This is a genomic window from Meiothermus cerbereus DSM 11376 (assembly GCF_000620065.1).
In the GTDB taxonomy this organism is placed as follows: Bacteria; Deinococcota; Deinococci; order Deinococcales; family Thermaceae; genus Meiothermus; species Meiothermus cerbereus.
Genome location: NZ_JHVI01000030.1, coordinates 1 through 24964 on the forward strand (window position 1 = coordinate 1; position 24964 = coordinate 24964).

Genomic DNA, 24964 nt, shown 5'->3' on the forward strand with positions numbered 1-24964 from the left:
CGCCTCGTCCCGCAGCCGCTGTACCCTGACCTGGATAAACCCCCAGCTACTGCGTACCTGGCTGGTGCGTTGTCCCACCCTCCTCCACCCCTTCGGTAGCTCCAGGGGGGGAAGGCGCCTGGGTCTCTTCCACCAGGCCTTGCATCAGCGTCCTGAGGAGTTCCGGGTTATGTCGCAGCATGGCCCGTTCGATGTCCGCCAGTCCACTCCCCGCTTCCAGGCTTAGTTCCAGGTCTTCCATGTACCGCTCAAAGGCTTGGCGTGCTTTCGTTTTCCAGTCTTTCATGCCTTATTCTGGCATACGGATTTTTAGAGATGCACCCTTTAGTCACTTAGTCATTGATAGAGCAGTCTTCATGTAACTTGAACCCCAAGCACCCATAAGCCGCACGCAGTCCACACCCAGTACGTAAGATGCGTCTGGGATAAGCTAGCCACGTTGAGGCGGTGGCATAGCGCCCCCTGTAGGTTGGCTGCGCTCAGGCTTTGGCTAACGCCACTTTCAAACAGACATGCCACAGACAAGCGTGTCACCCCGCTTTGCGGCGAAGAGAGCATATCACCTTGGTGAGACAAGCGCTTGTCAAGGTAAACAACTGCACTTGCGGTCTGTCCCGAAGGGGATCGGAAACTTCTCATTTTCGTACAAAGGCCAAAATAACGAAGACCACAATAAGATATTGGTCTTCTTTCGGCGAAGTGGATCATTCCATGGTAGAGGCCTACGAGCAAGGGCCCCTTGTTACACCGGTCTTTCTCGAGACTGCCCTGTATATTGATTGTGCTGGGAGTGTCGAACCATGCCGTTCAAGTTTGAAACCCTATCTATCCCGGATGTAGTCCTGGTCGAAGCCCGCGCCTTCCCCGACGAGCGCGGCTTTTTCATGGAGACTTTCAAGCAGTCGGAGTTTGTGCGCGGGGGCATCCGGCGCAACTTTGTGCAGGACAACTTCTCCTACTCCCACAAAGGCACTGTGCGCGGTTTGCACTATCAGCTAAACCCAGCGGCGCAGGGCAAATTGGTGGCCTGTCTACATGGAGAGATTTACGACGTGGCGGTAGACCTGCGCAAGGGTTCCCCTACCTATGGCCAGTGGGTTGGTGTAATTCTGAGCGCCGAGAACCGCCGCATGCTTTGGGTACCGGAAGGGTTTGCCCACGGTTTTCAGGCGCTGAGCGAAGGTGTCATGGTTTGGTACAAGGTTACCGCCGAGTACAACCCTGCCACCGAGCGTGGCCTGCGCTGGGATGACCCGGCATTGGGCATCGACTGGCCGCTGAGAGGCGAGGCTCTGCTCTCGCCCAAGGACGTGGTTCTACCCACCCTGGCCGAGCTTAGCGAGGCCGACAACAACTTTGTTTACGAGGTGCAGATGTGAAAACGGTTTTGCTGACTGGGGCGGGGGGTTATATCGGCAGCGTGCTGGCCGAGATGCTGCTCGAGGCGGGCTATGCGGTGCGGGCGCTGGACCGGTATTTCTTTGGCCCCACCCTAAAGCACCTCCAAGCCAACCCCGCCCTCGAGCTGGTCAAGGCCGATGTGCGCGACTTCAACCCAAAGCTACTGGAGGGCATCTGGGGTGTGATTGACCTGGCTGCCCTCTCCAACGACCCCGCTGGCGAACTCGACCCCGAAGTCACCCTGGCCATCAACCACCGGGGGCGGGCGCGGGTGGCCCAGCTCGCCAAGGAGTGCGGCGTAGAGCGCTATGTGCTGGCCTCGAGCTGTAGCATCTACGGCTTCCAGGACGGCGTTCTGGACGAGACCTCCCCCACCAACCCCCTCACCACCTACGCCGAGGCCAACCTGAAGGCCGAGCAGTCCAACCTGCCGCTGGCCGACGAGCACTTTTGCGCAACCGCCCTGCGCCAGGCCACCGTGTATGGGCTTTCGCCCAGGATGCGCTTCGACCTGGCCATCAACGGCATGACCTTGGGTTTGTGGCGTGATGGCAAAATCCCGCTGCTGCGGGACGGCAGCCAGTGGCGGCCCTTCGTGCATGTGCGGGACACCTCGAGGGCCTTCCTGGCGGTGCTGCAAGCCCCAAGGGAGCTGGTCAACGGGCAGGTCTTCAACGTGGGCGCCGACGAGCAGAACTACCAGATTCTGCCCCTGGCCCAGCAGATCGCCCAGGCCCTGGGCAAACCTTTCGATTTCGAGTGGTACGGCCTGCCCGATCATCGTTCGTACCGGGTAAGCTTTGCCAAAATCAAAAAGACCCTGGGCTTCACCCCCCAGTTCACCCCCGCCGATGCCGCGCGGGAGATTGCCGCAGCCCTCGAGGCCGGTGGGGTGGTAGCGGACGACCGCACCATCACCCTCAAGTGGTACAAGAACCTGCTGGAGTGGCACCGGCTCATCCGCGAGGTGGAGCTAGATGGGCGCATCCTCTAGAGTCGCGGTGATTGGGGCCAGCGGGCAGCTGGGCAGCGACCTGGTGCGGGTGCTCGCCCAGCGCTACGAGGTGGTGGGCTTTACCCACGCCGGGCTCGAGGTCAGCGACCCCACCTCGGTGGAAGCGGCCCTGGGTGGGCAGCCGTGGTTTGCCATCGTCAACACCGCGGCTTTTCACAAGGTCGAGCTGTGTGAGGCTGAGCCCGAGCGCAGTTTCCAGGTGAACGCCCTGGGCGCCCTGCACACGGCCAAAGCTGCTCAGAAAAGCGGGGCCCGCTACGTCTACATCAGCACCGACTACGTTTTCGATGGGGCCAAGGGGGCCCCCTACCTGGAGTCCGACCCGCCCAGCCCGCTCAACGTCTACGGGGCTTCCAAGGTTGCCGGAGAACACCTGAGCCGCCTGGCCTCCGAGCGGTGGCTGGTGCTGCGCATCGCCAGCGTCTTTGGGCGGGCCGGGGCCAGCGGGAAGGGGGGCAACTTCATCGAGACCATCCTGCAAAAAGCCCGCGCGGGCCAACCCTTGCGGGTAGTAAACGACCAGTTGATGAGCCCCAGCTACACCCTGGATGTGGCCCGGCTGCTGCTGGATTTGCTGGAAAAGGACGCACAGGGTGTGGTGCACGCGACCAACGCGGGGGTCTGCTCGTGGTTTGAGCTGGCCCAGGAAGCCCTCCAGCGCTGCGGCCTGGAAGCGGCGATCGAGCCCATTCCCTCCAGCAGCCTGGCATCGCCCGTCCGCCGACCGGCATTTTCGGCCCTCGAGAGTGAGCGGCTCTCGCGCTGGGGCCTTCAGATGCGGCCCTGGCAGGAAGCGCTGGAAGCCTACCTAAGGGAAAAGGGGCATCTGGCCTGAATCCTCATACCAACCGGACGGTACAGTTCGAGTAGCCTGGGCATGATGCAAGCGCTTACGATTGTGGTGGTCTCCCATAACGCCCGCGCGGTGCTGCAGGAATGTCTGCAGCGGGTTCAAAGGCACTATGCCGGGGCCGAGGTGATTGTGGTGGATTCGGGCTCGAGCGATGGCAGTGCTGCACTGGTGCAGACTCAGTTCCCTCAGTTCCGGCTCATCTCCAGCGAGAACCGCGGCTACCCCGCTGCGGTCAACCAGGGGCTGGCCGCTGGTAGCAGGCCCTACCTGGTGCAGATGAACAGCGATGTTTACCTGAACGCGGGCGACCTCGAGGCCCTCCTGCAAGCCGCGCAGGCCCACCCCAAAGCCGCCCTGATCGGCCCCACCCTCATCACCCCCAGCGGGCAGTACCAGTCCTTTGGCCCCTTTTATGCCCCCAACTACTGGTTCCTGCACGCCCCGCGCAGGGTGCGCTGGGTCTCGGGCGCCCTGACCCTGATGCCGCGCCGGGCCTACGAGGCCATCGGCGGGATGGACGAGCGGTTTTTCTTCTACAACGACGACCTGGAGTGGTGCACCCGTGCCCGGCGCAAGGGCTGGCAGGTGCTGCTGGTACCCCGCCGGGTGCTGCACTTAGGCGGCAGCTCCACCCCCAAAGACCCCCGCTTTATCGCCGAGGGCTACCGGGGCGGCCTGCTCTTCACGCGCGACTACTACCCCAGCCTGCACGGCCTGCACCAAAAAGCGGTCTGGCTCGAGGCCCACCTGCGCCTGCACCTCGACCCCAGCCCGCTGCGGCGTGAAGGCTACCGGCAGATTCTCAAGATGCTGAAGGAGGGGAACCTCGAGGTCTCACTCCTTACCCCTTAGCGGTCACACCAAGCTTTCCAGCCGCAAAACATCGTCTTCACCCAGGTACTCGCCTGTTTGCACCTCGATCAAAAGCAGTTCTAGCAAGCCCGGGTTATAGAGCTGGTGAGCTACCCCAGCCAGCGCACCCACCGACTCACCGGGCCTGATTATGCGCACCTGGCCGTCCAGCCAGACCTGGCCGGTACCGCGCAAAACCGTCCAGTGTTCGCTGCGGTGATGGTGCAGGTGGTTGGTAAGGGCCTGACCCGGCTTGAGGGCCACCCGGCGAATCTTAAATCCGCTGGCCTCTTCCAGGGTGACGTAGTTGCCCCAGGGCCGCTGGATGGTGCGGTGTCGTCGGACAGAGGCGTGGTTGTTGTGGGCAAGCTGCTCTACAACTTTTTTGACTTGCTGCACGCTATCGCGCCGGGCTACCAGCAGGGCATCGCGGGTATCCACGATTACCAGGTCGCTGGCGCCAATGACCGCTACCACCCGGTCTTCGCTTTGCACAAAGGTGTTTTTGGTCTCCAAAAGCACCGCCTCGCCCAGCACCCGGTTGCCATCGGCATCCGGCGGCACCATCTGGGCTGCCGCATCCCACGAACCCAGGTCGCTCCAGCCAAAATTGGCCGGTACCACAGCCACTTTTGGGGCTTTTTCCATCACGGCGTAGTCCACCGAGATGTCGGGTACCTGCGCGAAGAGGGCCCGATCCAGGTAGGTTCGCTCTCCTTTCTGGCTGGCTTGCCAGCAGGTCTGTATGGCCTGGTACAGCTGGGGTTGCAGGTGCTCTAGCGTCTGCAAATACACACCCGCTTTGAAGCAGAATATGCCGGCGTTCCAGTAGTAGCGCCCGCTGTTCAGGTAGGCCTCGGCCGTGGGCTGGTCGGGCTTTTCCACAAAACGCGAAACCTGGTAGACGCTCCCCTCCAGGGCCTCGCCCCGCTCGATGTAGCCAAAGCCGGTGGCCGGATAACTCGGCTGGATGCCAAAGGTGACCAGATAGCCCTGCTGGGCAGGGTGCTTGGCCTGGGCCACCGCTTGGGCAAACGCTTCCTCGTGCGAGATGAGCTGGTCGGCAGAAAGCACCAGCATCAGCTCGTCGGGGTTGCGCTCAGCGATCCACAAGGCAGCCATGGCGATGGCCGGTGCGGTGTTGCGGCGCAGCGGCTCGATGATGTAGTAGGTCTGCACCTCGGGCAGACCCAGGGCCTGATACTCACTTAGCGCGCTATAGTGATGCTCCTGGCCCGTCACCGTAAGCACCTCGCGTGCCCCGGCCTTCACGGCCCGCAGGAAGGCCTTTTGCAACAGGCTTTGGCCATCGGGAAGCTTCATGAAAGGCTTTGGATAAAGTTCCCTGGAAACCGGCCACAGCCGAGTTCCTGCGCCACCTGCGAGAACTACAGCAATCATCCCTATCTCCTAAAGCCTCACCCGGCTGCGATCCCCCAGCACCAGCTCTAGGGTGTGGCGGCGCGTATGGCCCTGCCCATCCACCACCACCCCCTGACCCAGAATGCTGCTGTCCAGGCGGTAGGGCAGCGCGTGCACCTGGGCCTCGTCCATCAGAATGGAGTACTCAACCTCGCTGGCAATCACCCGAGCCCCCTTACCTATAGCGGTGTAGGGTCCGATAAAGCTATCCTCAATCAGGGCCCCGGCCCCCACATACGCCGGGCCACGCACGGTGCTGCGCACCAGGCGGGCTCCGGGCTCTATCACCACCTCGCCTACCACCTGGGCCTCCTCGAGCACCCCCTCGACGCGGCGAACCACCGATGTGAGCGCCAGCCGGTTGGCATCCAGCAGGTCTTCGGGCTTGCCGGTGTCTTTCCACCAACCCCGCACCTGGTGGGCCACCACCCGCAAACCCGCGTCCACCAGGCCCTGGATGGCCTCGGTGATCTCGTACTCTCCCCGGCTCGAGGGCTTGAGGCGCTGGATGATGGGGTGGATCTTTGGGCTAAACAGGTACACCCCCACCAGGGCCAGGTTGGAGGGGGGCTCCTTGGGCTTCTCCAAGAGCTGCGCCACCTGTCCGGCCTGGTCGAGCACCACCACCCCAAAGGCCCGGGGGTCTTCTACCGGGGTTAGCAAAACGATGGCCTCAGGGCGGGTCTGGCGGTACTCCTCCACCAGGTGCTGGATGCCCCCCGAGAGCAGGTTGTCGCCCAGGTAGAGCACAAAGGGGCTGTCTGCCAGGAAGTCCTGGGCGGTTCTGACCGCATGGGCGATGCCCAGCGGTGCTTCCTGCACGATGTAGGTAAGCTTCACCCCCCAGTGCGAGCCATCGCCCAGGGCCGAGCGAACCTCGTCGCCGGTTTCGGGGCTTAGGATCACGCCAATATCGCGGATGCCGGCCTGCAGCAGGTCTTCCAGCGCATAAAACAGGTTGGGCTTGCCCCCAATCGGAATTAGCTGCTTGGCGCGGGTGTAGGTAAGAGGGCGAAGGCGGGTGCCTTTGCCGCCAGCAAGTAACAGTCCCTTGAACTCCATAGCGGCCTATAGTTTATCCCATTGCGCCAACTTACCAGGCTATACCCATAACGTCTGGCCAAGCCCTTTGCTTGGATCAGGAGGGCGTGTTGCGGCCAGGGCGTTTGAGGATCTTACCGTAGCGCTTTTGTGTGCGGTACCCCTAGGTACATGACAAAAGCCTCAGAAACCTCCAAGGTCTGGTAAAATCCAATGAGCCCCACAAATCTCAAACAAGGCATATGGAGGGCAAAAATATGGTGCAGTCCAGAGACAACACCAATCCCACCCTGGAGCAGTCGCCACCGAGCTTTGTTGTGGTCGGCCAGCCCACCGCAGGCCTCCGCTTCCTGGCCGAAGCCCTACCTCCGGTAATGATGGCCGCCGGCTACCACTTTGAACCCGAGGCCGAAGCGCCCAGAGCGGTGCTCAACTTCATCCAGGCCGAAAAACCCACCCCTTACCGGCGCAAGGCCCAGGCCACCATGGTGGTCTCGTTTCTGGAGCTGCCGCAATTGCCCGCCCAACCCATTACGGCACTATATCCCTATCTGGTACGGGCCCTATCCAACATGCTGGTGGTGTACGTACCGGGGCAGGGGGCGTATTTTTTGACCCTCGAGCTCGGTCAGTACCACGAACCCGAAGGCCCCCGCTTTGCCGAGCGGCTATTCGAACGCATCCACCCCATCGCTTCTTCGGTGCTGGTGGTGAATAACCGCTTTGAAGCCGACCTCGAGCCCGAGCTCTGGCAGGGTGACGAGCTCACCGAGGAACTACGCCAGGCCGGGCGTCGTCTGGCCGAGTGGAATCTGCTCCCAGCGGCTTTTCCCATCGAAGAAATTCTGCCGCCCGAAGACCTTCGTCACGTCAAACGGCTCTATGGCATCGGGGGGCTTTCGTATGGCAACCTCTCGGTGCGTAAGGACGAGCGGCGCTTCTGGATGTCGGCCAGCGGGGTGGACAAGGCCAACCTGCGGGAGATTGGACGCGACATTTTGCTGGTCACCGACTACGATCCTATCCAGAATTCCATGCGGCTCTCGGTTCCGCCGGGCCTCGAGCCGCGTCGGGTCAGCGTGGATGCCATCGAGCACTGGATGATCTACCGCGAGCACCCCCAGGTGGGGGCCATCATCCACGTGCACGCCTGGATGGAAAACATCAGCTCAACCCAGTTCAATTACCCCTGCGGCACCTACGAGCTGGCATGCGCGGTGGCCGAGAAGGTACGCCAGGCCCCCGACCCCAGCCGGGCGGTGGTGGGCCTCAAAAACCACGGTCTGACCATTACCGGGCCCAGCCTGGAAGACATTTTTGAGCGCATCGAGGGCCGCCTTTTGCGTCAGGTGCCCATGACCTAGAGGTCGGCCACCCTGGCCGCCTGGTACGCCTCCACCCGTTCACGCAGGCGCCTTGCTCGCTTTAGCAAAGGTTCGGCCTGGCCGGCGAGCTGGGCCTGGAATTCCAGCGCCACCACCTTGCCGGGGGTAAAGGCCCGTCCGTCGGGGTTGGGAAACAGGCTGTTCAAAAGCTCAAAGTCTGGGTCGGAGCGCCAGTCCGCCTCTTTTTTGAGCCGGTCGAGGTAGCCCCACTGAAAGCGCTCCTCACTGAGCTGACCAGCAATGTAACCATCCAGCAAATCCAGGTAGGCCTGCAGCCCCACCACAGCGGGGTTGCGTATAGGTTTGCCAATGTGAACCGGCAGCGAGGCCAGCAGGAGGGGCTCGAGGTGCTCGGGGTTGATGTTCCAGTTGTCCAGGTCGAAAAGGGGCCGGGCCTGGTGGAAGAGGATGAACTGCGGGCTCTGATGCTTGATGCCGGTGCGGGCCTCGAGGTGGTTGGAGGCCGGGCGATCCTCAGGAATACGGATGATGCCAAGGGCCACGTCCGGGCGGGGCTTTAGGCATTGCTGCACATACTGCATGGCCTCCAGGGTCTTGTCGCTGGTGCTGGCCTTGAAGATGGCGGCCAGCTCGTAGCGCTCCAGAAAAGCGTCCACATCCTGGGGCATTCTCAGGGGGAAGACTCGTTCGTGCAGGCTCATTCTGCTCTACGATACGCCAACCCAGCGGCTGGCTGCCGTAAGGCAGGTTTCGGTTTGAGCTCATGCCCCACCCGAGATGAGGGCTTCCATGCCCTCCACCGCGCCCAGGCGCAAGGTGCAGTCAGCCCAGCCAGACAGTGGGGTAGGGTTGGGGTTAACTTCGATCAGGTAAGCCCCCTTCCTGCTGGCCAGACGGCCCAGGCTGGCAGCGGGCTCGACCTCGGCGCTGGTGCCAATCACCAGGGCTACCTCGGCCTCGGCAAAGGCCCGCTCGGCTTGCTGGTAAGCACCCTGCGGCAGCAGCTCGCCAAACCAGACCACATCCGGGCGGCCCCTATGGCCGCAACCAGGGCAGTATGGCGGGGGCGCAAACTGGGCCGGGTCGGGAAGCAAAAACCGCTGTTCGCAGCGCTCGCAACGCCCCCTGGCAATGTTTCCGTGTAGCTCAACTAGACGGGTTGATCCTGCCCGACCGTGCAGGCCATCCACGTTTTGCGTCACCAGTAAAAAACCCTCCCCGACCCGCTGCTCCAGCGCGGCCAGCAGGATATGGGCCGGGTTGGGCTGGGCTTCCATCACCCGCTGGTAGCGCCAGGCATACCACTCCCAGACTTTTTGGGGGTTGCGGGCGTAGGCCCAGGGGGTGGCGTATTCTTCGATATCGAAGTCCTTCCACAGCCCCGCGGCATCGCGAAAGGTGGGAATACCCGAGGGCTGGGAGATGCCCGCCCCGGTGAGCACCGCAACCCGGCGGGCAGTCAACAAGCGCTTGCGGGCAGTATCCAGGTTCATGGGAACAGTGTACGGGAGGGGCCAGGCTTCGTAGAATACAGCCAGCCTGTAGCGAACATGCGACTCTATAGCGCCCAAGCCATGCGCGAAGCCGACCAGCGGGCCACTGCCCTGGGTTATCCCAGCCTGGTCTTAATGGATACCGCCGGAAGACGAACCGCCAAACGGCTTTTGCAGCACTATGTGGGGCGCAAGATTGCCGTGCTTTGCGGCAAGGGCAACAACGGCGGCGATGGTCTGGTGGCCGCCCGCTGGCTGGCCTACTGGGGGCACCCGGTGGCCGTGTATGCCGCCGAGGGCCAGGAAGGGGACGCGGCCACCATGCGAGCGGCCCTACAGGCCCACGGCCTGGCCATAGCCCCCCTCTCGTCCTGGGAGCCCGAGAACCACACCGTGGTGCTGGACGCGCTCTTCGGTACGGGCTTGCGGGGGCCGCTGGAGGGCTTTTATAAAGCGCTGGTCGAGAAGGTTAACCGGTCTGGCCTACCGGTGGTGGCAATAGACCTTCCTTCGGGGCTGCCCTACCAGCCCCACATTCGCGCCGACCTGACCGTGGCCCTGGGCGGCCTCAAGCCTGAGCACCTGTTTTACCCCCACCGCTCGGCCTGCGGTCGGATTGTGCTGGATTCTATTGGAATGCCTCCCCGGGCGCTGGACAACCCTGAGCTACCCGAGCTGCTCTGCCAGGCAAGCATGCGCCCTTTGTTGCCTATCCGGCCTGGCAACGCCCATAAAGGCGCGGTAGGGCGGGTGCTGGTGGTGGGGGGGCATCGCAGCTATACCGGCGCGCCCAGCCTGGCAGCCCTGGGGGCCTACCGCAGCGGGGCGGGGCTGGTCACGGTGGCCTACCCTGCCGACTGCCAGGTTAACCCGCCCCTGGAGGCGGTCAGGCTGCCCCTATTGGAGTGGAACACCACCCACCTGCAAACCACCAGGGCCGAGGCGGTAGCGGTGGGTATGGGCGCTGGCGAGGGGGGCATGGAGGCCGCGCTGGCCGCGCTGGGGCTGCAAAAGCCTACAGTGCTGGACGCCGACGCGCTACAGGATAAGGTTTTGCAGGCCTACCGCAAAGCCGGCCTCCCCACCGTGCTAACCCCCCACCCCGGCGAGGCCAGCCGCCTGCTGGGCCTTCCCAGCGAACAGATTGCCCACTCTCCCCTCGAGGCTGCCCAAGCCCTGGCAAGGCGCTACCCTGGGCTGGTGGTGGTGCTCAAAGGAGGCCCCACCGTGCTGGCCTGTCTACCACCCCAAACACCCACCTCCCAGCCCCTACTCGCCGTCAACAGCACCGGCAACCCCAGCATGGCCACCGGTGGGATGGGCGATGTGCTGGCGGGGGTTATCGCCGCCTTGCTGGCAGCAGGACTTTCGGCTTGGGAGGCCGCCCGCCTGGGGGTTTATGTGCACGGGCTGGCCGGGGACCGCGTCAGCAGAACCGGACTGCTGGCCCACGAGGTGGCCGAGGCCATACCCGAAGCCCTGAAGCAGCTAGGCTCCGGCGTGGTCAGAGACTTCTGGGAGCCTGGGTTTTATTGACGCCCAGCAGCAGCACGCTCATCGCCAGCATCCACAAAATATCGTAGGTAACGATGGACCACTGGGCGGGCGGTACACCCCCCAGAAGGTAGACCACTCGAGCCAGACTACCCAGCACCAGCGCCCACACCACCCCCTGCAAATAGCGCCCAATGCGCCCCCCAGCCAGCATGGAGGTTTGCTGGACAAAAAGCAGGGTCAGGTAAAAAGCCGCCCCGGCATAAATCAGCTCGGTCACGCTCAGAGGACGAAGCAGGGTGCTAAGGGCCGAAAGCAATACCCCTCCCAGTCCAGCCACCAGGGCCAGGCGCTGCGAAAACCCCAGGGGATAAAAACCCTGGCCCTCCATGCGGAAAGGAAGCAGGCTACCCATTAGCAGCAAGAGGGCCACGCCCACCAGGTAGACGCCCTCGCGCACCTCCTGGGTGCTGAGGCCGGTGACCACCTGGTAGGTAAACAGCAGGTCGCCCGCACCCAGAAACAACAAACCCACCGCCAGGCCAGACAGGGCTGCGCGCAAAATGACCGGCGAGCGGGCCGCAACCTGCCACAGCGCGTAGGCCCCAACAAAGTTGGACAGACTCACAGCCAGGTTGCGGGCATAGGAATCGCCCAGCAAACCCATCAACCAAACCAGCCACAGTAGACCCAGCAGACCGTACATCATGAACCCCGCCATCATACGCCTTTTGCCACAGCTGCGTGTCAAAGTAGCCCGCTACAAAGTGGGTCGCAGCAGGCGGTCGAAAAGGATGGCTGCGCCAGGCTCGAGGCTCTCAATCAGCCAGCGGCGCAGGTCTTTTTCAAGGGCAGTGGGGTCGTCGGCGGGGTAAATTTTGCGCAGGCGCTCGAGGGCCGACGGCGCGCCGCGCCCCATGTACTCCTTGAGTACCTCATGGGCGGCGTTCCACACCACGTTCAGCCGGATGCTCCGCTCTTGCTGGTCTTCCTGCCGGGCCAGCTCGAGCAGGTCGGGGGGGGCCTGGCTGGGGGCCTGCACCAGGTGCAGGTGCCCTTGAGGAAACTCTTGCGGCAGCTCTGAGGCAAAAAGACGCTTTCCACGGGCAAAAAACCAGACCCGCCCCACCAGGCCATCCTCGTGCACCAGCGCTCCAGTAAACTGTTCCTGCGTCAGCGAGTCCACCAGGTCTGCAACTACCACACCGCCGGCGGCCATCCCGCTCATGCGCAGCAAACCCTGGGTAAGGGCTACCAGCGGAGGCAGGTCATCGGGTTGAAGGGGGTAGAGCGAGAGCGTAGCCTGGCCCAGTTCACGCAGCAAGGCCCTATAGGCCACAGTACCGCTCAGGTGGCCGTAGGTCATCTGCCGCCAGGCCCCCAGGAGCTGGCCGCGATAGAAGGCCAGCCAGCCCCGCTCCTCCCCCGAAAATCGGGCCAGCGCGTAGCCGCAAAAGCCCTCCCCCTGCAACCGCTCGACCAATTCGGCGGCCAGCAAGCCGCCCGGCACACCCTCGGCCAGGGGATCGCGCTTTGGCAGCGCGTCGAGCAGGCGGCCCATCAAAGCGGGCGAGATGTGCTCGAGCAAACCCCGGTTCTCACCCACAGCCCCTCCTACCCTCCAACCCAGGCTTGCACAAAAGCCGTGAGCCCCAGCCAAACACCGCTGCCACGGGCTGCCATCCGAGCGCCCAAAGCCTCATTGATGCCCGGCTGGCTTTTAAGAAAACAGGGCCGCACAAAGATGGTCTCGTTGTACCATCCAGCCTGGACATTGCAAGACGTGCCCACTATTGACCCAAGGCTTTCTGGCTTGCAAAACCGTGGCCCAAAGCATATCGGTTCCAGAGCTGGCAAGCGCTATACCCTATCATTAGCTTGTAGTATAGCCTGCTTCCGCTGTTTTTGCCGCCGATGCAGGGCAAAAAGGGTATCTCTGTGAAGCCGGTATAAGGGTATGATGGCTAAGACTACCGCCCTCAAGCGGGAGAGATATGTCTGGCGAAACCGTGCACGTTCTAGTTCCAGCCACCCTGGCCAACCTGGGTTCCGGCTTCGATGCGCTGGGGGTCGCGCTCGACCTGTACCTCGAGGTTCACGCCACCCCGGCCCCTACTAACCAGCTGCACTACAGCGGCCAGGGGCATGTTCCCAATACCCCCGACAACCTCATCCATCAGGGCTACCGGGCAGCCTGGCAGGCCCTGGGCGAGGCCCACCCCCCGGCCCTGTCGGTCTGGGCCCATAATCCCATCCCGCTGGCGCGTGGCATGGGCAGCAGCTCGGCGGCCCTAGTGGCCGGGGCAGCCCTGGCCGACCTGCTATCGGGTCATCAGCTGGGGAAGGATGGAATTTTCCGGGTAACCGCAGCCATCGAGGGACACCCTGACAATGTGGCGCCGGCGGTTTATGGGGGTTTTGTGGCCGCGCTGGCCGACCCACCCCTGGCCTTGCCGCTGCCTTCGCCCAGGGGGCTGCGCTTTGTGCTGGGCGTGCCGGCCTACGAGGTGCCCACGCCGCTGGCCCGGGCCGCTTTGCCCCAAACCATTCCCCACGCCGATGCGGTTTTTAACCTGGCCCGCAGCGCCCTCTGGCCGGCGGCCCTCTACGCTGGACGGCTGGATGCTTTGCGAGAGGCCGCTAAAGACCGGCTGCACCAGCCCTACCGGGCCCATCTGATGCCGGGCCTCGAGGCGGCGCTCGAGCGGGTCTACGCCGCAGGTGCCCTGGCGGCTTTTGTGGGAGGCGCAGGCCCTACCCTGGCCGCCCTGAGCGAAACCCCGCACATCGAGGCCATCCGGCTGGCCATGCAAGATTATGTGGGGCAGGGTTTCACACTGGTGCTGGGTCTGGGAGAAGGTTTGCGATGGAAGGCAGCTTCGACACTATCCCGCTAAGCGATGTGCTCCAGATGATCCACGCCAACAGTGGAACGGGCATCCTGCACCTTCAGTCCAATCGGCTCCCGCTAAAGTTGCAATTCATGCTGGGTGAGGTGGTGGGAGGAAGCATCCTGGACTGGGAAGGCTTCGAAGCAATTGCCTCCTTTCCGCTCCACCCGGAGCAGGGCCATTTCAGGTTCGAAGCAGGCCGGGTTCAAGGGGTTCCGCTGATGTCGTTTAAGGCTTTTTTGGGCGAGTGGGCCCGCATGAACGACCAGTGGGCCCGCTTCCGCAGTGTGCTAGACTCCCCCAGCCGGGTACTGGAAACACCTCGAGCGGTGGAGCCTTACGCGGTTTTTGTGGGGGGCAAAAGTGTTCGGGCCGCTGCTAAGAGCTGGGGGGTTCCGCTGATCATTGCTGCAGAACGAGCCTGGCGAGGGCTGCGGGAAGGCGACCTCAGCAAGCTGCGCAAGTATGCCTGGTTTGCCCTGCGCATCCGCCACCCCTCGGCCCGGCGCACCCAGGCGGGCATCCGCAATCCCAAAGACCTGACCGTGCTGCTCGATGGCAGCCGCAACCTAGGTGAACTCATCCAGAGCGGCCTGCCCATTGCTCAGGTTCGCACCTACCTGATTGAGCGCATTACCAGCGGGGAACTCGAGCCCCCCGGTAGGGGCTGGATATTGCGCGACCTGTTGTGGGAGCTCGAGGCCGAGCAGCTTGCCAACCCCGCTTGAAGCAGCCCGCACGTCCTGGGTGTTGACCAGCGCTGGTTGCTATCCGACCCCGGCCTGGCGAAAAGCCTCACCCACCAGAGCCCTGGCCTCGGCCAACACGCGCTCGAGGTGCTCCGGCCCCTTGAAGCTTTCGGCGTAAATCTTGTACACGTCCTCGGTGCCCGAAGGCCGGGCAGCAAACCAGGCGTTCTCGGTGACCACCTTGAGCCCCCCGATGGGCTCGTTGTTGCCGGGTGCGCGGGTTAGCTTGGCTAGGATGGGTTCACCAGCCAGATAGGTGGCCGTGACCATCTCGGGCGAAAGGTTGGAAAGGGCTTTTTTCTGGGCGCTGTTCGCTTCCGCATCCATACGACTGTAGGCCGAGGAACCAAACCTCGCTTCCAGATCGCGGTAGTGCTGGCTGGGCGATTTACCCGTCTTGGCCAGAATCTCGGCGCCCAGCAGGCCCAGAATGATGCCGTCTTTGTCGGTGCTCCAGGCCGAGCCGTCCATACGCAAAAAGGAGGCCCCGGCGCTCTCCTCGCCCGCAAAACCCAGGGTTCCCTGCAAAAGCCCGTCCACAAAATACTTGAAGCCCACCGGCACCTCCACCAGCCGCCGGCCCAGGTGCTTTGCCACCCGGTCAATCATGCTGCTGCTGACCAGTGTCTTCCCCACCCCCAGGCTGGCCTGCCACTGGGGGCGGTTCTGGTACAGGTAGTGGACACAGACCGCCAGGTAGTGGTTGGGGTTCATCAGGCCGTCCGGGGTCACGATGCCGTGCCGGTCGGCGTCAGGGTCGTTGCCGATGGCCACATCGAAGCGGTCCTTTAGGCCAATGAGTGAGGCCATGGCATAGGGCGAGGAGCAGTCCATGCGGATTTTGCCGTCTTTGTCTACGGTCATGAAGGAAAAACTGGGGTCAATTCGTTCGTTGACAATGGTCAGGTTGAGCCCATAGTGTTCGGCGATACGCTGCCAGACCGCCAGCGAAGCGCCGCCCAGTGGATCCACGCCAATCTGCACCCCCGCCGCCTTGATGGCCTCCATATCGAGGATGCTGCCCAGTTGGCTTACGTAGGGCGTAACAAAGTCGAACTCCTCCACTGCCAAAAGCGCCTTGCTAAGGGGCCAGCGCTTCACCTCGATAAGACCGTCCCGCAATATCTGGTTGGCCCGCTCCTGAATCACTTTGGTTACGCGGGTATCGGCAGGCCCGCCATTTGGGGGGTTGTACTTGAAGCCCCCGTCCTGGGGGGGGTTGTGGCTGGGGGTAATTACGATACCGTCGGCCAGGTTACTGCTGCGATGTCGGTTGTGCTCCCGGTTGTGCTCGAGGATGGCGTGCGAGATGAGAGGGGTGGGGGTATAGCCCCGCCCTTTTTCGACCCGTACATCCACCCCATTGGCCGCCAGCACCTCCACCGCCGTGATCCAGGCCGCCTCGGAGAGCGCATGCGTATCCATGCCCATAAAAAGCGGCCCGGTAATGCCCTGCTCGGCGCGGTACTCCGCTACTGCCTGGGCCACCGCCAGGATGTGGGCCTCGTTGAAGGTTCCCGCCAGGGAAGTGCCCCGGTGGCCGCTGGTGCCAAAAGCCACCTGCTGGGCTGGGTTTTGTGGGTCGGGCCGCAGGGCGTAGTAGCTGCTTACTAGCCGGGGAATGTTGACCAGAATGCTGTGGGGTGCAGGTTTGCCGGCCAGGGGATGTAGGCTCATAACCACTCCTTCTGCCAGGAGTCTATTGCAGGGGGCAATGGTTGGGCAAATGGCGGGCTCGAGCGCAGCTAGGCCTGCGCTACTTCTTTTCCTTTGTGCAGCGCCTCAATCTGATCCACCACATACTCGGCAAAGGGCATTGCAGCCGTCCAGGCTGGCGAGATGGCGTTCAGCACGTGCAGCCCCTGAGGGTTGCCCTCGAGCAAGAAGTCCATCACCAGCTTCTTGTCCTGGTGGTCGTAGAGCTGGGCGCGGATGCCCGGTCGGCCCCAGGTTTGGTAGTTCTCCAGCCGAACATCTTCCAGCAGCGCCGAAGCCTGCCTGACCAGATAGGCCCTGGAGTACTTTTTGATCTCTTCTAAGGCCAGGCTGCGGAAGTTAAAGTCGTTGCGGAAGAACAAAATAGCCTCGTCCCGCAATATCGAGAGAGCCTCGGCAGCATCGAAGCCCTTCAGGCCTTCGTAGTTTTCCCGCCAGAAGGCCGGAATGGCGGTAGGGCCAATTTTGGCTTTGCCATCCACCGTAACGGTAAAGTGGACGCCCAGAAATGTGTTGCGCAGGTCGGGCACCGGGTAGATGTTGGTTCGGAGGGCCCCCACGGGTTCAGAGCCATACACATACAGCCCCTTGAAGGGCAGGATACGGTAGCGCAGCCCCAGGCCAAAGTCGTGGGCTACCCGGTCGGCGTAGAGGCCGGCGGCGTTGACCACAAAGCCCGGGCTGTAGACCTCCTGAGGGGTGAGGACGTCCTGGCCGCGCCGACCCTGGTAGGGGCTATCCAGGTGAATCTCGATGCCCCGGGCCTGGCACTCCGCGGCGATGGCGGCCATGCAGGCCTTGGGATCTACGGTAGCGGTATTGGGCGACCACAGGGCCAGCTCGGTGGACTTGACCCGAGGCTCGATTTTTTTGGCCTCCTCGAGGGTAATCAGATAGGTCTCCACCCCGTTCAGGTCGCCACGGCGCTTAAGCTCGCGCAGGCCCTCCACTTCCTGCTGGTTTTTGGCCACCACCAGCTTGCCGCAGCGGTTGATCTTGAGGCCCCGCTCCTCCACAAACTGCTTCCAGCGGGCGTTGCCCTCGCGGGTGAAGCGGGCCTTGAGGGAGTCGGCGGTGTAGTAAAACCCCGCGTGCAGCACACCGGAGTTGCGCCCCGAGCCGTGCTGGGCCAGCTCTTTCTCTTTTTCCAGCACCACCACGCTGGCCCTGGCATCTCGCTTTTTGATTTCCAGGGCAATCGTCAGGCCCACAATGCCCCCACCGATGATCAGGTAATCGCAGGTTTTCATCCCACTCATTTTATGCCCGCCCAGGTTGGGCCCATGTGCAGGTGCGGTTGCCCTAGGCTTTTACGATGCGCCGGGTGGGGTAGGGAATGGCGATACCTTCGGCATCGAGCCTCAGCTTGATGCGGCGGCGGAACTCCCGCCCCACAGCCCACTGCTCTTTGGGCTTGGTGTTGAAGAGCACCCGAATCAGGATGCCCGACTCGGCGAGCTGCTGGATGCCCAGGGTTTCAGGGGGCTGGTCGGTGAACCTATCGCGCCACTCGGGGTCGTGGTAGAAGGCCTCGGCCTCCGAGCGCACCACCTCGAGGGCCTTGTCTATAGGCGTTTCGTAGGCCACCGAGACGTCCACCACCGCGCGGGCCCAGTCGCGGCTCATCACCGTGACCTGCTGGATGGTGGAGTTGGGGATAAAGTGCACCCGGCCTTCCAGATCGCGCAGTACCGTAATGCGCAGATTAAAGCGCTCCACCCCACCCGAGAGCTGCCCCACGGTGATCACGTCGCCCACCCCATACTGGTCTTCCAGCAGGATGAAAAAGCCGTTTAGCACGTCCCGAATAAGGTTCTGCGCCGCCAGCGAGACCCCCAGGCCCACCACCCCGGCCCCGGCCAGCAGGGCGGTTACGTTGAGGCCCAGGTTGGAAAGGGCAAACAAGAGCCCCAGCACCACAATCAGCACCTGTAAGACCGACTCCAGCACGCTCTTGAGGGTCTGGGCCCGCACCTGCTCGCGGGTGAACTCGCCCGACCCCACCGGCACGCGCTGCAACAGGCGCGGCACCAGGCGCAAAGCCAGCGAGGTCGCGCCCAGGATGAGCAACACCGCTAGCCCGCGCTCGCCCAGCCAGCTCGAGAGGGTCTGGCCCCAGCTCTGGAAGGGCTCGAGCTCGACCCGCCACACCTGCGCCGCCAGCGAAGCCACCATCGCCGCAGTCAGCGCCCACCAGAGCGCGCCGGCCAGCCGCCAGTAGCGGTCGTCACGGGTGTCGGGGGTAAGCCGGGCCAGCCAGCCCGCCAGACCCGCCCCGGCCCGCCCTACCCAGAAGCCCAGAATCAGCAGGCCGATGCTGGTAAGTATGCGAAGCCACAGGCTCGAGGTCTCCATAGCTGCTCCTACCTGGCCAGGAGGGAAATTCCCGCCCGTACCCGTTCCACCAGCCCCGCTTCCACCACGCCTTTAGCCTTGCGGATGGCGCTAAGAACTGCCCGCCCATCGGCAGAACCATGCCCGATAAAGACCGGGCCTTCCACCCCCAACAAGGGCATCGCACCGTACTCGGCGGGATCCATCTTGGCACGCAAACCCTGTAACGCACCACGCACCAGCAAGGCTCCAATTTTGGTCAGCCAGGAACCGCCGCTCAGGGCTTCCCGCACCCATTTGAAGAGGGTACGGGCCTCGCCTTCGGCGAGCTTGAGCACCACGTTGCCGGTATAGCCGTCGGTCACCACGATATCGGTGGTGCCCTTGAAGATGTCGCGCCCTTCCACGTTGCCGAAGAAGTGGATGCCGGGGGTGGCCTTGAGCATGGGAAAGGTTTGCAGGGTGAGCTCGTTGCCTTTGTGCTCCTCCTCGCCAATCGAGAGCAGCCCTACGCTGGGGTCGGCTACCCCCTGAGCCTGGGCATAGGCCGTAGCCATCACGGCAAACTGCACCAGCCATTCGGGCTTGCAGTCTACGTTGGCCCCGCCATCGGCCAGGTAGGTGCGGCCCCGCTCGCTGGGCAGCTCGATCAGCAGGGTGGGCCGGTCTACCCCCTGTATGCGCCCCAGGTTGAACAGGGCCGAGGCCAGCGTAGCCCCGGTATGTCCCATGGCCACCACCGCCGAGGCCTCGCCCTGCTTGACCAGTTCCATGCACACGTTGATGGAGGCCCGGCGCTTCTTACGCACGTCGGTGGCGTGGTCTTGCATGGTGATGTACTCGGGAGCCTCGACAATGGGCAGATCGCCCCCCTGTTGTTGCAATTCTTGTTTCAGCACCGCGGTGGGGCCTACCAGAACCACGGGAATCCCCTGTTTGTGCGCCAAAAGAGCGCCTTCTACCGTAACTTTGGGGGCGTGGTCGCCCCCCATGGCATCTATGGCAATCGGTTTCACGGGTAATAGCCTAAGGCCAACCTCCCTACCACGCCACCGGCATGGCCTTGTGTCCGCGAATGACGAACCCCCCAGCGTACTCGATTTTATCGGTGGCCAGGTGAATCTGGGGCAGCCGCTTGAGCAGGGTCTGGAAGGAAGTCTGGAGCTCGAGCCGCGCCAGCGGGGCCCCGATGCAGTAGTGAATGCCCAGGCCAAAGGTCAGGTGGAGGTTATCGCGGCGGGTGAGCTCGAGGCGGTCGGGGTTGGCAAACCTGCGCGGGTCGCGGTTGCCCGAGGCATACATCAGCGCCACCTCCTGGCCCCGGCGCAGCGGAATACCTTTGTATTCGAAGTCTTCCAGCACCCAGCGCTCGAACATGGGCAGCGGGGTATCATAGCGCAGCAGTTCCTCCACGGCCAGCTTGAAAAACTCGGGATGGTTTTTGGCCGCAGCCTCCTTGGCCTGCTCCATCTGCTGGGGGTTGCGGGCCAGGGCCAGAAAGCCCGCGGTGGTGCCGTTGACGGTGGCCTCGTGGCCGGCGTTCAAGAGCAGAATGCAGTTGGCCACCAGCTCATCGGGGGTGAGCTTGTCCCCCTGCTCCTCCACCTGTACCAGGGCCGAGATCAGGTCGTCGCCCGGCCTTTTACGGCGCTCGTCGGCGAGCCCCTTGATGTAAGCCGAAAACTCCACCACCGCCTGGTTGGCCTCTTTGGCCTGTTCTTCGGTGAAACCCAGCTCGTACAGTTTGACAATCTTGGCCGACCAGGGGCGCAGGTAGCGGCGATCCTCCTCGGGAACCCCCAGCAGCTCGGCAATCACCGTGACCGGCAGCGGCTCGGCGTAGTCTTTGAGCAGATCCATCTGGCCCAGATCCTCGGCCCGATCCAGCAGACCGTTGACGATGGCCTGGATTTTCCCGCGCAGCCCCTCCACCCGGGCCGGGGTAAAGGCTTTCATCATCAGGCTTTTGAGGCGGGTGTGCTTGGGTGGCTCGTTGTCGAGCATGTGGTTTTCCTGGAAGTGATCGAAGTCGCGCGTCAGCGGGTTGGGCGGGGGCCAGCCCAGCTCGTCGCGGGAGAGGACGTGGGTAATCGAGCGCCCCAGGCGTTTGTCGCGCAAGAGGTGGGCGATGTCCTCGTAGCGCAAAAAGAAAATCTTGTTCCAGACCTCGTCGTAGAAGACCGGCAGGTTTTCCCGCAGGTGGGCCAGGGTGGGGTAGGGGTCGTAGATGAAGGCGGGGTCGTTGATGTTGAGGTGGTAGCTTTGCATCAAGAAAAGGATAATCCCCCTTGCCTATACGGGTAAGGGGGTGAAGCTGTTCCTTGCAGGCCAGCCTTATCTAATATGAACCTCGCCCGAATCGTTCCGTTAGGGATTGTCTGAGTACCCTGGTTTTTCGAGCTGGTGCTATCCGCGCTTCAGGCGGGGGCCCCAGAAGAAGAACAAATCAAAGACATATAACCGATTCTTAAGGCCATTTTGTTAGACCGTCGCCCGCAAGCTGGCTTTAGACTGCTTTCTCAGCACAAGGTACGCTTAGGCCATTGCAGCGGTGCCCAAGTTTGGCCTGGGTTGAAGGCTAGGCGCTGACCGAGACGTGCTTGTTCAGGCGCGCCACAAAGTTGCTCTTGGGGGCCGCACCCACCATCACCTCGACCGGCTGGCCGTTTTTGAACAGGATGATGGTAGGGATGCTCATCACCCGGAACTTCATGGCGGTCTGGGGGTTGGCATCCACGTCGAGCTTGGCCACGGTTACCTTGCCTGCGTATTCTTTGGCCAGCTCTTCCATGACCGGGGCTACCATGCGGCAGGGACCGCACCACTCGGCCCAGAAATCCACCAGCACATACTGATTTTCCTTGAGGATGGCGTCAAAATTAGCGTCGTTTACTTCGATGGGTTTGGACATAGTTGTTTACCTCACACACCTGGGCCTGGGCTCAGGCCCCCAGGCTCCACACTTTAGCACGCCTGGTAGAACCCAGGGAAAGCCGATACACTTTTTATAGTGCAAGCCCTTCATCTACTGGATACTCCAGAGTACCTCGAGGCCATTGCACTGTGGCATCAAGGCCAGTTCTGGGAGGTACACGAAGCCCTCGAGCCCCTCTGGCGCAGGCTTTCCGGGCCCGAGCGCGAGCTGACCCACGGCATCATCCTGCTGGCCGCAGCCCTGCACAAAGCCCGCAGCAGCCAAAGCGGCGGCTGGCGCAATTTCCACAAAGCCCTGGGGCACCTAAAAAACCTTCCGGCCACCTACCAGGGCATCCGGGTCAGCGCGCTGATTGAGGAGACCCGCCAGGCCCTGCAAGCAGGACCCGGAAAGATCCCGCCTTTCCCTCTGTTATCCACGCTAGATTAGCCAACAGACCTGCAGAAGGTGTACAAAAGTTGTCAGGAATCCTGCCACCCCACCGCCCAGACCACCCCCTCGAGCAGCTCGAGCCTAATGGCCCGCAGGGGTTGGCTGGCCGGCCCGGCCAGCAGCGAGCCATCGGCTCTGAAACGGCTGCCGTGACAGCCGCACTCGATGTTCTGCTGCCGGTCGGGCAGTGGTACGGTGCAGCCCTGGTGGGTGCAGAGGCGGGAGTAGGCGGTGAGGTAGACCTGCTCGCCGGCTTTGAAGATGCGCGGGCTGGCCTCCTTGGGGGGTGGAACCCGCACCAGAAGGCAGGGCTGGTTGGCAAAGCGGAACTCGAGGTCGGCCCACACTTCAGGGAGCTGGCGCAGCTCGCCGATCCGCACCGCCGCCGGACTTTGCTGACCTCGAGCACCTCCTAGCATCAAAAGGCCGCCCACAAGGGCCCTGGTCGCATCACGCCTATTCATAGCTGGCTCCTATAAGCTAGGGCAGGAGGTGGCTCCTCCTGCCCTCGGGAAACGCGCTTACACCAGCGCCAGGGCATCCTCGGGGTGCTTCCAGGGTTGCTCGGCCCGGCTCTTGAGGACCTCGAGGGCCTCCTGCTCGCTCATGACCGGGTTCTGGAAGCGGATGCCCAAAGCCCGGGTCATCAGGGTGAAGTTGTAGGTGTTGTCAATCAGACCGATCCGCGCTGCGGCCACACCCCGCCCATACACCCCAAACACAGTGGGGCTGGCGGTGTGCTGGCCCGAGTTCCAGCCGATGTTGGGCAGGTCGGGCTTGTTGGCATCGGTCTGGCGCATCACCCAGGAGAGGGTGTTGGCGGGCTGGACGCTGTAGCGCACGGTGTCGGGCAGATAGACCCGCTTGGTGATGGCGTCCACCACGACCTGGGCCTGCTCAGGCTTGAGGGCCACGCCCTTCACCGTGCGGAAGAGCTCCACCACCTGCTCGGGGCTGGGGTTGTTGCCCAGGCGGGCCAGCATAAACTCGAAGGTGCCCTTCTGGTTGGCAAGCAGCAGCACACCCGCGCTGCCCTCCAAGTACGAGCGGCCCGTACCATACAGCGCGGGGGCCCCGCAGACGTGGTCGGAACCGATGATGAGCAGGGTGTCGGGGTTCTGGTCTACGAAGTTCATCACCACTTCCAGGGCTTCGTCGGCGGCCAGAATGTCCCACAGGGTGGCGGCGGGGTCGTTGAGGTGGTTGGCGTGGTCAATGCGGGCGGCCTCGACCTGAAGCACAAACCCCTTGGAGTGGGCGGCCAGGCGCGGGAGGGCGGCGCGGGTCATCTGGGCCAGGCTGGGCACGTCTACGCCCTGGAAGCGCCGGTCGGCCTCGTAGGGCACGTGGCTGCTGCTGAACACGCCCAAGAGCTTGGAGGCGTTGGAGGCCTCGAGCTCCCTGGGGTTTTTCACCACGCCATAGCCCTTGGCGGCAAAAGCGGCGTACATATCCTTCTTGTCGCGGCGCACCGCCGGGTCAAAGAAGCGGGTGCCCCCGCCCAGGTAGACCTCCGCGCCAAACTCCAGGTACTGCTCGGCAATCTGCTCCTCGGCGTTGCGGTCGGGGTTGGAGACCACGAAGCTGGCCGGGGTGGCGTGGGTGATGGTGGCGGTGGAGACCAGGCCCACCGCTTTGCCTTGCTGTTTGGCCAGAGCGAAGATGGGGGTCAGCTTGCGCCCGTCGGCGTGAATGGCCAGCCCTCCGTTGACCGTCTTGACCCCGGTGCTCCAGGCGTTGCCGGCTGCGCTGGACTCGGTGACGAAGCTGGTCAGGCTGTTGGTGTTCTGCAGCCCGCTCACACCCGTGGCCAGGAAGCGCTCGAGGGCCAGCGGCTTGCCCAGCACCCGCCTCGAGTAGAACTGCGCAATGGCGTAATCTTCCCAGCCCATCCCGTCGTAGACGAAGAAAATCAGGTTACGGGCCCGGGTCAGGATGCCCGGCTGGTTGGATAGGGCGCTCTGGGACTGGGCCGAGAGGGCCGCGGCTGCTCCTGCCATAACCCCTGCTTTGATCAAGTCTCTACGTTTCATCCCTTTACCTCCAGCTACTATGCTGGAGAGCAGATGTCAGGCTCAGGTCAAGGGGCAAGCGGGCTTGGGCTACACTCCGCAGCCCCACTCGAGCACCTTCACAAATTGCCGGCCATTCCAACGCCAGACCGTACTGCCCCACCCTTCGTGTACCCAATCCTCGGTGATGATTTCCATTCTGCCGTCGCCATCGAGGTCGAGGATGGCCCCGATACGGCGGGTGATCACGGTGGGCATGCCCTCGGTGCCGTCGAAGGGCTTCTCGAGGTGGGTCACGTCCAACACAAAAGTGCGCAGGTCGGTATCGCTCAACAGTTTGCGTACCATGATGAGACCGTAGTCGCCCACTTCGCTGGCATAGCTGCCCTCAATCCGCCCAGCATTGAGGGAAAAGCCGGGCTGGTTGGCGCTCAGGAGAACCTCGTCGCGCCCGTCGGCGTCTAAGTCCACCCGCAAAGCCTGGGTGATGTTGGGGGCTTTTTTGATCTTGCGACGACTCAGCTCGGCAGCTACCGCCTGCAGGTGAGCAGGGGTGGGAGCAAACGAGACCACCCGGCGGGGCTGGGGGTTCCAGGGTGCAGCAATGGCATAGGCAGGGTACTGGATGGCGCGGCGCTCGAGCAGCACCAAGGGGGTTTCCCGGTTCCAGTCACAGATGTCAGGCGTTGTGAGCCCCCCCGCCCCCTGGGCCTGGTTGATGCGGCCCGCCGGGCCAAACACCTGGTAACGCCGGGCCTCGAGGCGGGTTAGCTGCTCGGCCTCGAGAAAACGCCCACCCTGAAACACACCCACTACTACCGCGCTCTGTGCGTCGTTCAGGCGCAGCAGAACCGCCGCCTGAGGAGCCTGCGCCACCGACAAACCCAAAACCAACAGCACACTCCACCGTGTTTGCATAAGGCCAGGGTAACAGAGGGACATCCCGGCGCGCGTGTTACCAGCCCCTGGTTCCACAAG

The 24964-nt window shown here is 63.2% G+C and carries 25 protein-coding genes; 9 read left to right on the top strand and 16 right to left on the bottom strand.

The genetic code is table 11. The features are described from left to right. Nucleotides 1-46: 46 nt before the first annotated feature. Complete coding sequence (locus Q355_RS15785) at nucleotides 47-286, bottom strand: hypothetical protein (RefSeq protein WP_211247163.1); 240 nt, start codon at nucleotides 284-286, stop codon at nucleotides 47-49. A 514-nt stretch (nucleotides 287-800) separates the two neighbouring features. Between Q355_RS15785 and rfbC the strand changes: the two genes are divergently transcribed. The 4 genes from rfbC to Q355_RS0111265 are packed head-to-tail and all read left to right on the top strand — an operon-like array spanning nucleotide 801 to nucleotide 4121. Next, entirely contained in the window at nucleotides 801-1379 is a 579-nt protein-coding gene (gene rfbC / locus Q355_RS0111250) for a dTDP-4-dehydrorhamnose 3,5-epimerase (protein WP_027877894.1), read from the top strand. Continuing rightward, entirely contained in the window at nucleotides 1376-2395 is a 1020-nt protein-coding gene (locus Q355_RS0111255) for an NAD-dependent epimerase/dehydratase family protein (protein ID WP_027877895.1), read from the top strand. The genes rfbC and Q355_RS0111255 overlap by 4 nt, the downstream gene beginning before the upstream one ends. Then, on the top strand, nucleotides 2379-3251 hold the full coding sequence (gene rfbD, locus Q355_RS0111260; RefSeq protein WP_027877896.1) for a dTDP-4-dehydrorhamnose reductase: 873 nt from the start codon (nucleotides 2379-2381) through the stop codon (nucleotides 3249-3251). Before Q355_RS0111255 ends, rfbD begins: the two co-directional genes overlap by 17 nt. A 45-nt stretch (nucleotides 3252-3296) precedes the next feature. Beyond that, on the top strand, nucleotides 3297-4121 hold the full coding sequence (locus tag Q355_RS0111265) for a glycosyltransferase family 2 protein (RefSeq protein ID WP_245597562.1): 825 nt from the start codon (nucleotides 3297-3299) through the stop codon (nucleotides 4119-4121). A gap of 3 nt (nucleotides 4122-4124) precedes the next feature. Here the strand turns inward: Q355_RS0111265 and Q355_RS0111270 are convergent, their stop codons facing one another. After that, nucleotides 4125-5522, bottom strand: a complete 1398-nt coding sequence (locus Q355_RS0111270; RefSeq protein ID WP_036259336.1) for a mannose-1-phosphate guanylyltransferase/mannose-6-phosphate isomerase — start codon at nucleotides 5520-5522, stop codon at nucleotides 4125-4127. 9 nt (nucleotides 5523-5531) lie between these two features. Then, nucleotides 5532-6605: a glucose-1-phosphate thymidylyltransferase gene (locus tag Q355_RS0111275; RefSeq protein ID WP_027877899.1), complete on the bottom strand. Its 1074-nt coding sequence runs from the start codon at nucleotides 6603-6605 to the stop codon at nucleotides 5532-5534. Nucleotides 6606-6841: 236 nt separating this feature from the next. Between Q355_RS0111275 and Q355_RS0111280 the strand changes: the two genes are divergently transcribed. Beyond that, a complete protein-coding gene (locus Q355_RS0111280; RefSeq protein ID WP_051529400.1) occupies nucleotides 6842-7948 on the top strand; it encodes a class II aldolase/adducin family protein in 1107 nt (368 codons plus the stop codon). On the opposite strand, the gene Q355_RS0111285 is transcribed toward Q355_RS0111280, so the two are convergent. Together Q355_RS0111285 and Q355_RS0111290 are read right to left on the bottom strand one after the other, a co-directional pair. Then, the gene (locus tag Q355_RS0111285) at nucleotides 7945-8631 is read right to left on the bottom strand and encodes a monothiol bacilliredoxin BrxC family protein (RefSeq protein WP_027877901.1); all 687 of its coding nucleotides are present in this window, start codon (nucleotides 8629-8631) and stop codon (nucleotides 7945-7947) included. The two genes, Q355_RS0111280 and Q355_RS0111285, sit on opposite strands and share 4 nt — an antisense overlap. A 60-nt stretch (nucleotides 8632-8691) precedes the next feature. Then, nucleotides 8692-9423, bottom strand: a complete 732-nt coding sequence (locus Q355_RS0111290) for an SIR2 family NAD-dependent protein deacylase (RefSeq protein ID WP_027877902.1) — start codon at nucleotides 9421-9423, stop codon at nucleotides 8692-8694. Nucleotides 9424-9480: 57 nt separating this feature from the next. Between Q355_RS0111290 and Q355_RS0111295 the strand changes: the two genes are divergently transcribed. Next, nucleotides 9481-10959 carry a bifunctional ADP-dependent NAD(P)H-hydrate dehydratase/NAD(P)H-hydrate epimerase gene (locus Q355_RS0111295; RefSeq protein ID WP_027877903.1) on the top strand — a complete coding sequence of 493 codons (1479 nt, stop codon included), beginning with the start codon at nucleotides 9481-9483 and terminating at the stop codon, nucleotides 10957-10959. Here Q355_RS0111295 and Q355_RS0111300 read toward each other — a convergent pair. Both Q355_RS0111300 and Q355_RS0111305 read right to left on the bottom strand, forming a co-directional pair. Beyond that, nucleotides 10928-11641, bottom strand: coding sequence for a hypothetical protein (locus Q355_RS0111300; RefSeq protein ID WP_245597563.1), 714 nt, complete (start codon nucleotides 11639-11641; stop codon nucleotides 10928-10930). The genes Q355_RS0111295 and Q355_RS0111300 overlap by 32 nt on opposite strands. 36 nt (nucleotides 11642-11677) lie before the next feature. Continuing rightward, nucleotides 11678-12523 (bottom strand): hypothetical protein, encoded by an 846-nt coding sequence (locus tag Q355_RS0111305; protein ID WP_027877905.1) that lies wholly within the window; start codon nucleotides 12521-12523, stop codon nucleotides 11678-11680. A gap of 388 nt (nucleotides 12524-12911) precedes the next feature. On the opposite strand from Q355_RS0111305, the gene thrB reads away from it, so the two are divergent. Further along, complete coding sequence (gene thrB / locus Q355_RS0111310; protein WP_027877906.1) at nucleotides 12912-13814, top strand: homoserine kinase; 903 nt, start codon at nucleotides 12912-12914, stop codon at nucleotides 13812-13814. Further along, entirely contained in the window at nucleotides 13784-14536 is a 753-nt protein-coding gene (locus Q355_RS0111315; protein WP_027877907.1) for a DUF4388 domain-containing protein, read from the top strand. Before thrB ends, Q355_RS0111315 begins: the two co-directional genes overlap by 31 nt. A 39-nt stretch (nucleotides 14537-14575) precedes the next feature. Here Q355_RS0111315 and pgm read toward each other — a convergent pair whose 3' ends face one another. From pgm to trxA, 6 genes are all read right to left on the bottom strand, one after another. Continuing rightward, nucleotides 14576-16234: a phosphoglucomutase (alpha-D-glucose-1,6-bisphosphate-dependent) gene (pgm, locus tag Q355_RS0111320; protein ID WP_027877908.1), complete on the bottom strand. Its 1659-nt coding sequence runs from the start codon at nucleotides 16232-16234 to the stop codon at nucleotides 14576-14578. Between the two features lie 68 nt (nucleotides 16235-16302). Further along, nucleotides 16303-17523 carry an L-2-hydroxyglutarate oxidase gene (lhgO, locus tag Q355_RS0111325; RefSeq protein ID WP_027877909.1) on the bottom strand — a complete coding sequence of 407 codons (1221 nt, stop codon included), beginning with the start codon at nucleotides 17521-17523 and terminating at the stop codon, nucleotides 16303-16305. A gap of 52 nt (nucleotides 17524-17575) precedes the next feature. Next, the gene (locus Q355_RS0111330; RefSeq protein WP_027877910.1) at nucleotides 17576-18628 is read right to left on the bottom strand and encodes a mechanosensitive ion channel family protein; all 1053 of its coding nucleotides are present in this window, start codon (nucleotides 18626-18628) and stop codon (nucleotides 17576-17578) included. An 8-nt stretch (nucleotides 18629-18636) separates the two neighbouring features. Then, nucleotides 18637-19623: a phosphate acyltransferase PlsX gene (plsX, locus tag Q355_RS0111335; protein ID WP_027877911.1), complete on the bottom strand. Its 987-nt coding sequence runs from the start codon at nucleotides 19621-19623 to the stop codon at nucleotides 18637-18639. Nucleotides 19624-19648: 25 nt separating this feature from the next. Further along, complete coding sequence (locus Q355_RS0111340; protein WP_027877912.1) at nucleotides 19649-20875, bottom strand: cytochrome P450; 1227 nt, start codon at nucleotides 20873-20875, stop codon at nucleotides 19649-19651. 310 nt (nucleotides 20876-21185) lie between these two features. Then, entirely contained in the window at nucleotides 21186-21518 is a 333-nt protein-coding gene (gene trxA, locus Q355_RS0111345) for a thioredoxin (protein WP_027877913.1), read from the bottom strand. 99 nt (nucleotides 21519-21617) lie between these two features. Between trxA and Q355_RS0111350 the strand changes: the two genes are divergently transcribed. Continuing rightward, nucleotides 21618-21971: a DUF309 domain-containing protein gene (locus Q355_RS0111350; protein WP_027877914.1), complete on the top strand. Its 354-nt coding sequence runs from the start codon at nucleotides 21618-21620 to the stop codon at nucleotides 21969-21971. A 32-nt stretch (nucleotides 21972-22003) separates the two neighbouring features. Here Q355_RS0111350 and Q355_RS0111355 read toward each other — a convergent pair whose 3' ends face one another. The 3 genes from Q355_RS0111355 to Q355_RS0111365 all read right to left on the bottom strand — a co-directional run bounded on the left by Q355_RS0111355 (nucleotide 22004) and on the right by Q355_RS0111365 (nucleotide 24904). Beyond that, the gene (locus Q355_RS0111355; protein ID WP_027877915.1) at nucleotides 22004-22438 is read right to left on the bottom strand and encodes a QcrA and Rieske domain-containing protein; all 435 of its coding nucleotides are present in this window, start codon (nucleotides 22436-22438) and stop codon (nucleotides 22004-22006) included. Between the two features lie 57 nt (nucleotides 22439-22495). After that, a complete protein-coding gene (locus tag Q355_RS0111360) occupies nucleotides 22496-24007 on the bottom strand; it encodes an alkaline phosphatase (protein WP_027877916.1) in 1512 nt (503 codons plus the stop codon). A 69-nt stretch (nucleotides 24008-24076) separates the two neighbouring features. Then, entirely contained in the window at nucleotides 24077-24904 is an 828-nt protein-coding gene (locus Q355_RS0111365; protein ID WP_156941919.1) for a hypothetical protein, read from the bottom strand. Between the last annotated feature and the right edge of the window lie 60 nt (nucleotides 24905-24964).